Here is an 11,901-nt window from a genome sequence, read left to right as displayed (position 1 = left end):
ATTACTTCTATTTATGTCTGATTCTGGTTCGGCTGCGCCTTCGCGGGCCGCGTTATTCACGGCCTTTGCGCTGGTTTATCTTATTTGGGGCTCCACTTATCTGGTTATGAAGTTTGCCGTGGCCAGCATGCCGCCGCTGCTCATGGCCGGCACGCGCTACGGCATTGCGGGAGGGCTACTCTACGGGTTTATGCGCTGGCGCGGCGAGCCGGCCCCTACCCTCCAGGGCTGGGGCTACGCGGCCATAATCGGCGTTTGCCTGCTGGGCTTCGGCAATGGCGGTACCACGTTTGGCGTACTGTATTTGCCCAGCGGCATCACGGCGCTGCTGGTGGCCACGGTGCCCATGTTTCTGGCGGTACTGGGCTGGCTGAGCGGCATTGCGCCCCGGCCCACCAAGTGGGTAGCCCTGGGGCTGGGCGCGGGCATGGCCGGCATGTACCTGCTGGCCGCCCACCCCGCCGCCACCCCCGTGAAACAGCCCGGCCACACGGGCCTGGGCATGAGCATTGTGCTGGTGGCCGCGCTGGTGTGGTCCATCGGCTCGCTCTATGCCAAAAACCACCGGCCTACCCCGTCGCCCTTCGCCTCGGGCGGCATGCAAATGCTGTGCGGCGGCATTGCCATGCTGCTGCTGGGCCTGGGCCGGGGCGAAGCCTCGGGTTTCGAGCTGGCCCAGGTGACGACCAAGTCGTGGTTGGCGTATGCCTACCTGGTCACGTTTGGCTCCATTGTGGCCTTTTCGGCTTATATCTGGCTGTTGCGCGTGGTCGAGCCCGCCCTGGCCGGCACCTACGCCTTTGTGAACCCGGTGGTGGCCGTGCTGCTGGGCTGGGCCTTCGCCGGCGAAATCCTCAACCCCCAAATGCTTATCGGCGCGGGCCTGATTGTGCTGGCCGTGGTGCTGGTGCTGCTGGGTGGTCGCCGTAAAGTGGCGGTAACAGCTCCAGTAGCCCTAGCTCCGGCACCCGAAACATCCGTGGCTTCCTGACATCCTTCCTGCTGACAATCAGCCATCATCGGATACGGCCGGGGCGGCGGGGCGAGGGCCGAACGGCTGGTGCCCGGCGCGGCCCATGCGGCAGCGGCGGTAGGTACATGCGCCGGTGCCGGTCAATCAGGAGCCAGGGTTGCGGCCCCCGGTAGCCCACCACTATCCCGTGGAAATGGCCGGGCCAGTACACCACCTGAAATTCGGGAATGCAAACCCAGGTATTACCCCGAAACACAAAAAAGCAGCGGTTGGCCAAATCGTAGTAAGCCTGCGCCTCGGGAATGTAGTAGTACTGCGTGCCCACCGGGGTGGGCGGCCCCCAAAGTGGCGGCCCTACCTGCACCACCACCTGCCCCCGGGCGGCCAGCGCCCACCACAAAGCTGCGCCTATCAGAAAGTATCTCATTGCCGGACGAGGTAGAGTGTTGCCTGAATTTCGGCCGGTTTGGCGGCTATTCCGATGAGCCGGCTCAGGCCAACCGATGACTGATATCAGTGGGCGCGCGCGGCCGCCGGTAGTGCCTTAATCGGTTAGCGTACCGGTAACGCGCTGGTATTCAAGACGAGCAACAAGGAAATCGTACACGGCCTGCAGATACTCCCGTTGCGCCTGCTGGCGCGTTGCTTCGGCGGCGAGCACTTCGCGGCCCAGGGCGCGCCCCGCTTGTTGGCGCAGCGCTGTCAGCTCGGCACTACGGGCCGTCACGGCTATATTTTCTTCCTTCACCTGCACAGTTTGCCAGGCTAGCTGCAGCTGCGTGCGGGCATTCGCCACTTCGTAGCCAATGGTTTGCTGCAGGTCAGCCTGGCGGTTACGGGCCTGCTGCTGGCGCAGGCGCTGGGTTTCGAGGCGAGTGGCACGAGCCGACCCGTCGAGTAGTGGCACGCTGGCCTGCACGGCCGCGTAGGCATTGCCAAACCAGCGGCCCAGGTGCAGGGTTTGCAGGAAATTATCGTTGAAGCCATTGGCGCCCAGGTAGCCCGTCAGGCCCACGGTGGGCCGATAGCCGCGGCGCTCGGCGCTCAAATTGGCCGCAGCGAGGTCGGCATTCAGCTGCTCCTGCCGGAATTCGGGCCGCCGCTGTAGAGCTGGCGGGGTCTCCTGCCAGGCGGTGGTATCGGCATAGCGGCGCAATAGCTGGGGCAGCGAATCGGTGAGCTGGAGGTTGGCGACGTAGTTGGGTGGCAGGCCCAGCGTGGCCAGCAAGTGCTGCTTGCTCAGGCCAATGTACTGCTGGGCAACGGCCTGTGCCAGAGACGCGTTGCGCTGGGCCAGATGGGCCTGGTCTACCTCGTTGGCCAGGGCGCGGCCGACCTGCTGGCGGGCAGCCAGGTCGCGGTAGGCGGCCTGGGCTCGCACCGCATCTGCTCGGGCAAAGGCCAGCTGGGTTTCGCGCAGCAACGCTTCGTAGTAGGCCTGACTCACGGCTACCACCAAAGCTACCCGCCCCTGCCAACTCGCATTGGCGGCCAGCTGCTGCGTGAGGGCGGCTACCGGCCTCTGGGCCAGGGCATTGGCATCGTAGAGAGGTTGGTTGAAGGTGAGGCCGGCGCTGGCCTGATACACCGTACCAAAACTAACCGGCACCCGCTCGCCCGATGTGGGGTTGGCGAAGTTGGGGATAATGCTGGTAGGCAAAATAATGTTGTAGCGCAGGTCGGTAGCTGCGCCGAGCTTAGGAGCGTACAGGCCCCGCACGGCCCGGGCGGCCTGGGCGGCTACCTGCTCCTCCAGCTGCAGGTTCTGGTAGCTACCCCGGCTTACCTGGGCCAGCGCCAGTGCTCGCGGCAGGCTCAGGCGCAGTGGCCCGGCCGGCTGCGCCTGCCCCCAACCAGGGGAGGTGCCGAAGAATACAACCAAGAGCCAAAGTCGCCGCATAGTCAGAGAAAGGAATTAGCCGCGAAAAACACTGGCGGGCTCCACCCCGCTGATGCGCCGAATGGCAAATACTGCCCCGCCCATGCTAATGAGCAGCGTGATGCCCAAAAATGCCCCCCGCAGCACCCAGGAGTAGCTAAATAACACCCCCGATTTACCAATCCCGAAACGGAAGCCTTCAATCAGGGCATAGCCCAGGCCGAAGCCTACCACCGCAAAAATCAGCGCCTGGAGCAATATAAGCCGTGCCACGTAGCCATTGGAAGCCCCGATGGCCTTGAGCGTGCCATAGTCCTTGAGGCGGTCGATAGCAGCCGAATAAAGCGTCAGCCCGATGATAAAAAAACCGGATATCACTGCAAAGGCAATCAGCGAGCCGAAGCTGACGGCAATACCGGAGGTACCGAGCACCGTTTTTTTGGTCGCCAGGGCAAAGTCGCGGGGCCGCCAGGCCCGCACGCCATAGAGGCTGCGATTGATGCGGTCGCGCACCACAATGGGGTCGGCCCCCGGCTGCACATCCACCAGCACGGCACTGAGCTGGGTGGTGGGCACATTACCCAGGTAACGCGCCCGCTCCAAAGTGGTGAACAGGTACACCGCCCCGAAACCGCGCAGGCCCTTGCTCATGGTAGCCAGGTACACGCGCTTGCCCCCAATCTCAAATACCGAGCCCACGCTGCTTCCGCCCAGGGTTTTGCGGTCGAACTGGTCGAAGCTCATCGCTCCGTCCGGTATCAGGTCGGCAAAAGCGCCCTGCACCAGTTCCTTCGGCCCAGCCCGAAACAATGGGGCCTCGGAACCAATAATTTGTACGCCGGCGCTGGTGCCGTTGGGAAAACTGGCCGCGCCCCCAGCCACCACCAACGCATAGGCCCGGCGCACGCCCGGCAAACTACCCACTTCGCGCAGCAGACGAATATCTAGCTTGGCCAGGGCATTTACATTGGTCGTGCGGTTATCGACCACCCACAGGTCGGTCGCGGTATTATCGACCAGACTCGACATGGCATTGGTCAGGAACACGAACACGCCGCTTTGCTGCCCCACCAAAAACAGGCTGATGATAATGCCCAGCAGCGTACCAATACTCTTGGCCTTATCGTAGCGAATAAATTGCAGGGCAATGTGCAGCATTAGGCGGAATATTAATTTGATTTACAATGCCTTACTTCTTTAAAAAAACCTTTTTAGCAGCCGAAACGCTGGGCTAATGATGCGCTTTTTTAGGGTAGTTGAATCACGCATTCGACCCGGCTATTAAGCAGTAGCGAGTCGCCACCCTGCGTTAGCAGCACGCGCACTTCGCGCACCCGTCGGTCTTCGGCCTCCCCGGCCGTCCCGGCAAACAGCGACTTCTGCTTCAGGTATGGCGCGGCAAACAGCACCGTGCCACGGGCCAGCCGCCTGGTACCGCCCAGGGGGCGCACGTAGGCCGACTCGCCGGGCCGCACCCGGTCGGCAAACAGCTCATCGACTTCGCAGAGCACGGTGATGCGGCCAGCCGGAGCAAAATCGCCCAGAACGGTGCCAGTGCCCACGCTACTGCCCACGGTCACATCCCATTTCAGCAAGCGACCGGTCGCCGGAGCCAATACTCGCCGCTGGGCCAGCCGGGCGGTGGCCACCGCCACGTCAGCCTGCAGCGCTTCGAACTGCCGGCGAGCGCTGTGCAGCAGGGCCTGCAAGCGGGCTACTTCCTGTTGTTGCGTGGTCAACTCGGTTTGGGCATCGTCGCGACTTTGTAGCGTTTCAGCTCCCTGGCGGGCCAGCTCACGCACGCGGGCCGCGGTACGGCTCAGGTTGGTGGCCTGCGCTTCGGCGCTGCGCAGGGTCGCCGCATCGGCGGCAATCTGGGCTTGCTGGGTGGCGAGGCGGCTGCGGGCCTGCGTCACCTGGGCCTGCTCCACGGCCTCGTTCAGCGTAAGTAGCAGCTGCGCTTTTTCCACGCGCTGCCCCTCGGCCGCATGCAGGGCCGCCACCACCCCACTTACCTCGGCCGCCAGGCCAATGAGCTTATTTTCGGGCTCTACCCGGCCCAGCGCCACTACTTCGCGCACCAGGGCGGGTTGCTGCGCCAAGCCTTCCCGGCCGGGGTTGGCCGCGTCGTTCCCGGCCTTTCCACAGGCTGCCAGCAGTAGCATCAGAAACAGCAGCAGGCGCATAGCTCAGGTCGATTATAGGTTATTAAAAAGGGGGCTACACCAGCGCATCGGGCTGGGGCACGTCGGTCACGCGGCCTTCGTCCATGTACACAATCCGGTCGGCGAAGCTTCGCAGGCGCAGGTCGTGCGTTACCACGGCCAGGGCTTTACCCTGCTGCACCAGCGTTTTCAGCTCGCGCATTACTACTTCCACCGACCTGGCATCGAGCGAAGCCGTGGGCTCATCGCAGAGAATGAGCGTGGGCTCGGTTACCAGGGCCCGCGCAATGGCCACGCGCTGCTGCTGCCCCCCCGAAAGCTCTTTGGGCAGCTGCCGGGCCCGGTCAGTCATGGCAACCAGGGCCAGGGCCGCGGCCGCGCGGGCGCGGGCCGCAGGCAAAGGCACCTGCTGCAAACGCAGCGGCAACAACACGTTTTCTTCGGCCGTCAGGGGTTGAATCAGGTTGAAGCTCTGGAAAACGAAGCCGATGGTATGAAGCCGAAGCTCTGCCAATTCGCTTTCGGTGAGCTGACTGATATCGTGCCCATTCACCAGCACCTGCCCCTTGGTGGGGTACATCACGCAACCCAACAGGGAGAGCAGTGTGGTTTTGCCCGAGCCCGAAGGCCCGACGATAAGCAACATCTCACCCGCCCGCAGGTCGAGGTCGCTCGGGGCCAGCGCCGTAATGGTGGTATCGCCGGTTTGGTAGACTTTGCTGGCCTGCCGAAGCTGGGCTACGTACTCGCTGGTTGCCATTGCTTTGCACGCACGTTTTGATTTTTGAGACTGCTTTGATTATCATAGCATTTATAATGAATATATGCTATAAAATATTATTATTCCCAAATTCTTACACGCGCCGTTGCTTTTCCAATACTGAAACGAGAATCTACCCGCTTGTCCCGGCAAATTTTATGAATGCTATCAAGCCCTTATTACGCTCAATCACAATGGTCGCCACTCGCCGTGGGGTGGCTGCTGGCCGTGCAGCAGGGCGGCACCACCCGCTATTACCAACACATCTTCGCCCGCCCCTACCAGGGCGCTGGGCACCCCGGCCTGCTCGCTGATGCCAGTACGCAGTGCATAGCTCACAAATGAGGATGCCACGGCCACCAGCCCGCCCAGCATACCACCGTGCAGGGCGCTGCCCTGGCGCGACCGGTACCAGGCTGCCCCCACCAGCGCCCCCGACAATAGCCGGCCCAACAGGGGCGGCGGGGCAATGCGGTCGGGCGTGCCCGGCAGCTTATCCACCACCACTTCACCAGCGGCCAGCAATTTCAGCAAATCGGCGGTCATGGGCTTTTGCAAAAAACGTAGCCGCGAATCTTCGAGGCCCGCGTGTGGCTGCCGCGAAAAGTAGTGGCTCAGGAAAGCCGGGGCGCTCATGCTGCGCATGCCGGCAAGCGTGGCAAAGCCCAGCACGGGCCAAAACTTTGCGGGACGATGGGTCTTTCTGGAGTTTTTCATAACGACTTAATAATAGGACTTACGCACTTCAAAAGCTATGTAACCTGAAAATCAACGACTTGCATTAAAGACATATATTTATTATATTGCTGTTTTTCAGCTAGTTAGTGCTTCAACTGCGTAAGTCCTAAATAAGAATGTTATTAAACGCCGGGCAAGATTTTTGGGCTATCCTGAAACCAAAAAAAGCGGCCGGCAATAACTGCCGGCCGCTTTCGGGGTACTTCAACCTAACAACGCGTGCCTACACGCCCAGCAGCAGACGCGAGGGGTCTTCGAGCAGCTCCTTCACCCGTACCAGGAACGACACCGACTCGCGGCCGTCGATAATACGGTGGTCGTAGCTCAGGGCCAAGTACATCATGGGGCGAATCACAACCTGGCCGTTTTCGGCGATGGGGCGCTGGATGATGTTGTGCATGCCCAGAATGGCCGACTGCGGCGCATTGATGATGGGCGTGCTGAGCATGGAGCCGAATACGCCGCCGTTGGTGAGCGTAAACGTGCCGCCGGTCATCTGCTCAATGGTGAGCTTGTTGTCGCGGGCCAGGCCGGCCAGGCGCACCACTTCCTTCTCAATGCCCTCGAAGCTCAGCTGCTCGGCGTTGCGAATCACGGGCACCACCAGGCCTTTCGGGGCCGATACGGCGATGCTGATGTCGCAGAAATCGTTGAATACGATGTCCGTGCCGTCAATCTGGGCATTCACCGAAGGCCACTCCTTCAGGGCTACGCACACGGCCTTCGTGAAGAAGGACATGAAGCCCAGGCCCACACCATTCTTGGCCTTGAACTGGTCTTTGAACTTGTTGCGCAGGTCCATGATGGGCTGCATGTTCACCTCGTTGAAGGTGGTGAGCATGGCCGTTTCGTTTTTCACCGTTACCAGGCGGCGGGCCACTGTTTTGCGCAGATTGCTCATGCGCTCGCGGCGCACTTCGCGGCTGCCACCGGCTGCCTGGCTGCTGGTGGCTGGTACCTGGGCTGTTGCCGGAGCGGCTTGGAGGGCGGGCGCAGCAGCAGGCTTGGCCTGGGCATTCTGGGCATCTTCTTTCGTGATGCGGCCATCGCGGCCGGTCCCGGCTACGTCGGTGGCGGCAATGCCTTTCTCATCGAGAATCTTCCCGGCGGCCGGCGAGGGCACGCCGGTAGCATAAGTAGCCGCGCCGCCCGCGACCGGGGCCGAGGCCAGCGCCGCCACGGGAGCCGCCGTAGCAGCAGCCGGAGCCGGAGCCGCCGGAGCCGCACCGCTACCACCCTCGATGCGCGCAATCACGGCCCCAATGCTGATGGTTTCGCCTTCCTTCACGGCGTGGCGCAGGATGCCGGCTGCCTCGGCGGGCAGCTCAAACGTGGCCTTGTCCGATTCGAGCTCGGCAATCACTTCGTCGCGGCTCACCTGGGCACCGTCCTCTTTCAGCCACTTAGCCACCGTTACTTCCGCGATGGATTCGCCCACGTTAGGGATTTTCATCTCTACCGAGCCCCCACCAGCAGCGGGAGCTGCCGGAGCCGCAGCGGCCGCGCCGCCGTAGCCGGCCTGGTCGCTGGCGGCGGGGTTTTCTTCGCCTTTGTTGATGGGGTCGGCAGCCGGGGCGCTGGCAGCGGCCGGGGCGGGCGCAGTGGCGGCCGGAGCCGGCGCGGCACCAGTTACGGCACCATCCAGGTCCGCAATCACGGTGCCGATACCGATGGTTTCACCCTCGGCCACGCGGATTTTCAGGATGCCATCCGCCTCGGCGGGCAGCTCAAACGTGGCCTTGTCCGATTCGAGTTCGGCAATCACCTCGTCGCGCTTCACGGCCTCGCCGTCTTTCTTGAGCCACTTGGCAATGGTGACTTCGGTGATGGATTCGCCAACGGCGGGAATTTTGATTTCGAGGGCCATAAACTAGGGTGGCGTGGGAAAGTGGAGTTTCTTCTGATGTTGATTGAAATGAGCCGCGTACGGGGCTGGTGCGGTAAGCTAAAGCTTACCGCACCAGCTTAATCCAGCTTCTTGGCGGCTTCGGCAGAGGCTTTGATGTTGCCATCGGCCACGGCCTCCTTGGGCTTGTCGAAGGCGCGGGCCACGAGCTCCTTTTGCTCCTTTACATGGATTTTGTTGTAGCCGGTGGCCGGCGAGGCCGAGGGCTTGCGCGAAATCACGTCTTCCAGCTCGCGGCGCATGTAGCGGAGCATGAAGTTCCAGTAGCCCATGTTCTCGGGCTCTTCCTGCACCCAGTAGGTTTTGGCTTTGCCGTACTTGGCCAGCTCGGCATCAAGCTGCTTTTTGGGGAAGGGATGCAGCTGCTCGAGGCGCACAATGGCCACGTCTTTGCGGTCAGAAGTGCGCTGCTCGTCGAGCAAGTCGTAGTACACCTTACCCGAGCACAGCAGCACGCGCTTCACCTTTTTGGCTTCGGCAAAATCATCGCCCAGCACCTCACGGAAATGCCCGCCGGTGAACTCCTCCAGCGGCGATACGCACAACGGGTGACGCAGCATCGACTTGGGCGACATCACCACCAGCGGCTTGCGGAAGCTCCACGTCAGCTGGCGGCGCAGGGCGTGGAAGAAGTTGGCCGGCGTGGTGATGTTGGCTACCACGATGTTGTTCTCGGCCGCCAGCTGCAGAAACCGCTCGGGGCGGGCGTTAGAGTGCTCGGGGCCCTGGCCTTCGTAGCCGTGGGGCAGCAGCATCACCAGGCCGTTCATGCGCTGCCACTTGCTCTCAGAGCTCACCACAAACTGGTCAATCATGGTTTGGGCACCGTTGGCGAAGTCGCCGAACTGCGCTTCCCACACCACCAGAGCCGTGGGGTTGGCCATGCCGTAGCCGAATTCGAAGCCCAGCACCGCATATTCGCTCAGCAGCGAATTATAAATGCTCAGCTTCTGGTTCTCGCCTTCAATGTTGTTCAGCGAGTTGTATGGAGCCGAGGTTTCAGCATCGTGCAGCACCGCGTGGCGGTGCGAGAACGTGCCACGCTGCACGTCCTGGCCACTCACGCGCACAATGTGCTTTTCCGTCAGCAGCGAGCCGTAAGCCAGCAGTTCGCCGGCGGCCCAGTTCAGCACGCGGGTTTCGTAGAACATTTTGCGGCGCTCCTTCAGCAGGTTATCAATCTGCTTGATGGGCTTGAAGCCGTCGGGAATCGTAGTCAGGGCCTTGGCCACTTTCTCCACGCTTTCGGCCGAAATGCCGGTTTCGGGCGACTGCTCAAAATCCTCGGGCGTGCTGCGGCGCAGGCTGCGCCACTCATTTTCCAGGGCCTGGTACTTGTAGGGCAGTGGGGCCTGCTTCACCAAATCGAGGCGGGCCTGCAGGGTTTCGCGGAATTCCTTGTCCATCTGGGCAGCCAGCTCGGCATCCACATCACCGCGCTGCACCAGCATGGTATTGTAGACCTCGCGTGGGTTCTGGTGCTTCGAGATGAGGTTGTAGAGCGTGGGCTGGGTGAACTTGGGCTCGTCCGACTCGTTGTGGCCGTGACGGCGGTAGCACACCATATCAATAAAGATATCGGCGTGGAACTGCTGGCGGTACTCCGTCGCCAGCTGCACGGCAAACACCACCGCCTCGGGGTCATCACCGTTCACGTGCAGCACGGGTGCATCGATGATTTTAGCCAAATCCGTTGAGTAAATCGACGAGCGGGCATCCTCAAAATCGGTGGTAAAACCAACCTGGTTGTTAATCACGAAGTGGATGGTACCACCCGTTTTGTAGCCTTCCAGCTGCGACATCTGCGTCAGCTCGTAGCCGATGCCCTGGCCAGCCAAAGCCGCGTCGCCGTGGATGAGGATGGGCAGAATCTGGTGGTAGTCGCCGCCGTACTGGTGCTCAATTTTAGCCCGCACGAAACCTTCCACCACCGGATTCACCGCCTCCAGGTGCGAAGGGTTGGGGGCCAGCTTCAGGTTGACTTTCAGGCCGGTGCTGGTTTCCACTTCCGAGCTGTAGCCCATGTGGTACTTCACGTCGCCGTCGCCCATGGTCAGGTCGGGCACGGCGGTGCCTTCAAACTCCGAGAAAATCTGCTCGTACGTCTTGCCCATGATGTTGGCCAGCACGTTCAAGCGGCCGCGGTGGGCCATGCCAATCATCACTTCCTTCACGCCCAGCTCCGCGCCCTTGCCGATGATGGCATCCAGCGCGGGAATGGTGGTTTCGCCGCCTTCGAGCGAGAAGCGCTTCTGCCCCAAAAACTTGGTATGCAGGAAGTTTTCGAACACCACGGCCTCGTTCAGCTTCTTCAGAATGCGCTTTTTGTATTCCGCGCCGGGGTTGAAGGCCAGCGAGTCGCGCTCCACTTTCTCGCGAAACCAGTCCAGCACCTGCGGGTCGCGGATGGACATGTACTCGAAGCCGATGGGGCCGGTATAAATCTTCTCCAGCGCGGCCACGATGTCGCGCAGCTTGGCTTGCCCGCCCAGGCCCAGCACTTCGCCGTTGCGAAAGGCCGTGTCGAGGTCAGCCTCGCTCAAGCCGAAATCGGCGAGGTCGAGGCGGGGCTTGCGGTCCTTGCGCTCGCGCACCGGGTTGGTTTTGGCGCGCAGGTGGCCCCGGCTGCGGAAAGCATGGATGAGGTTGCGCACGGCCGTTTCCTTATCGGAGGCAGGTGCACCGCTGGCCAGGCCGGGCGCGTTGTTGGTCGAGGCCAACGTATTGAGCACCCCGTAGTCGTCGGGCTGCGGGCGCGGGCCGGGGGCAGGCGAAGCCGTCGTGGTCAGCGCGCTGCCATTGACGGCCGCGCCGGGCACCAGGGGGGCACCTTCGGGAAACTGCTGCGAGAAGTCAAACCCTTCAAAAAACTTGCGCCAGCCGAAATCCACCGACTCCGGGTTCTGCTGGTACGCCTGATACAGGGTTTCGATGGCCACCGCGTCGGCGTTGGCTAGATAAGAATAAGAGTCCATTGGGAATTCAGCTTAGGTAAGGCCCTGTAAAAGTAAGGTGCTTATGATACAGGCAAAAACCTGTATGCGACTATACAAATTTTTTTAATAGTCAGCAACATACGCTCACTCTCATTAGCCTGCACGGTGACTTGGCTTGTCAATTTATCGAAAAATGCCAGGATGACGGGTTTTAATTTCTAAGTAGGTCCTCCTGTATCAGGTGTGCTCAGCCCAAAAGCCAGGGTCCAACGGGCAACAAAAGCACCCCTGATTTATATTAATTTTTTTCTATATAATACCCTCACGTGCCGTCAGGCTGCTTTCGAATTGCGCATTCAGATTCACCTGAACTTATCTGCTAATCAAACCGTTAATCACTTTCTGCCCGTGTTTTTAGCCCGGGCAGGGCCTATACCGCCGGGCATTTTGGCGGGCGTACGAATACCATTTTAATGAATAATGTTAAGCTATTAGCCGACCTACTTATTGCTGCTGCGGCCCTGACTACGCCGCTTTTCCCTAG

Annotated in this window: 9 protein-coding genes; 1 reads left to right on the top strand and 8 read right to left on the bottom strand. The window is 61.3% G+C overall.

Annotated elements, in window-relative coordinates:
• The first annotated feature begins 13 nt into the window (after nucleotides 1-13).
• Nucleotides 14-991: an EamA family transporter gene (locus KQ661_RS07205; protein ID WP_216679999.1), complete on the top strand. Its 978-nt coding sequence runs from the start codon at nucleotides 14-16 to the stop codon at nucleotides 989-991.
• A gap of 25 nt (nucleotides 992-1,016) precedes the next feature.
• Here KQ661_RS07205 and KQ661_RS07200 read toward each other — a convergent pair whose 3' ends face one another.
• The 8 genes from KQ661_RS07200 to KQ661_RS07165 all read right to left on the bottom strand — a co-directional run bounded on the left by KQ661_RS07200 (nucleotide 1,017) and on the right by KQ661_RS07165 (nucleotide 11,396).
• Nucleotides 1,017-1,400, bottom strand: a complete 384-nt coding sequence (locus KQ661_RS07200) for a hypothetical protein (RefSeq protein ID WP_216679998.1) — start codon at nucleotides 1,398-1,400, stop codon at nucleotides 1,017-1,019.
• 117 nt (nucleotides 1,401-1,517) lie between these two features.
• Nucleotides 1,518-2,873, bottom strand: coding sequence for a TolC family protein (locus KQ661_RS07195; RefSeq protein WP_216686017.1), 1,356 nt, complete (start codon nucleotides 2,871-2,873; stop codon nucleotides 1,518-1,520).
• A gap of 15 nt (nucleotides 2,874-2,888) precedes the next feature.
• Entirely contained in the window at nucleotides 2,889-4,010 is a 1,122-nt protein-coding gene (locus KQ661_RS07190; RefSeq protein WP_216686016.1) for an ABC transporter permease, read from the bottom strand.
• Nucleotides 4,011-4,099: 89 nt separating this feature from the next.
• Nucleotides 4,100-5,038 carry an efflux RND transporter periplasmic adaptor subunit gene (locus tag KQ661_RS07185; RefSeq protein WP_216679995.1) on the bottom strand — a complete coding sequence of 313 codons (939 nt, stop codon included), beginning with the start codon at nucleotides 5,036-5,038 and terminating at the stop codon, nucleotides 4,100-4,102.
• 34 nt (nucleotides 5,039-5,072) lie between these two features.
• A complete protein-coding gene (locus tag KQ661_RS07180; RefSeq protein WP_216686015.1) occupies nucleotides 5,073-5,777 on the bottom strand; it encodes an ABC transporter ATP-binding protein in 705 nt (234 codons plus the stop codon).
• A 189-nt stretch (nucleotides 5,778-5,966) separates the two neighbouring features.
• A complete protein-coding gene (locus tag KQ661_RS07175) occupies nucleotides 5,967-6,494 on the bottom strand; it encodes a DUF4126 family protein (RefSeq protein ID WP_216686014.1) in 528 nt (175 codons plus the stop codon).
• 244 nt (nucleotides 6,495-6,738) lie between these two features.
• Nucleotides 6,739-8,382 carry a 2-oxoglutarate dehydrogenase complex dihydrolipoyllysine-residue succinyltransferase gene (gene odhB, locus KQ661_RS07170; protein ID WP_216686013.1) on the bottom strand — a complete coding sequence of 548 codons (1,644 nt, stop codon included), beginning with the start codon at nucleotides 8,380-8,382 and terminating at the stop codon, nucleotides 6,739-6,741.
• 98 nt (nucleotides 8,383-8,480) lie between these two features.
• Nucleotides 8,481-11,396 carry a 2-oxoglutarate dehydrogenase E1 component gene (locus KQ661_RS07165; RefSeq protein ID WP_216686012.1) on the bottom strand — a complete coding sequence of 972 codons (2,916 nt, stop codon included), beginning with the start codon at nucleotides 11,394-11,396 and terminating at the stop codon, nucleotides 8,481-8,483.
• Between the last annotated feature and the right edge of the window lie 505 nt (nucleotides 11,397-11,901).

This window comes from Hymenobacter siberiensis, from assembly GCF_018967845.1.
Lineage (GTDB): Bacteria > Bacteroidota > Bacteroidia > Cytophagales > Hymenobacteraceae > Hymenobacter > Hymenobacter siberiensis.
The sequence above is the reverse complement of the archived record's forward strand: the minus strand, read 5'-3'. Positions and strand labels throughout refer to the sequence as shown.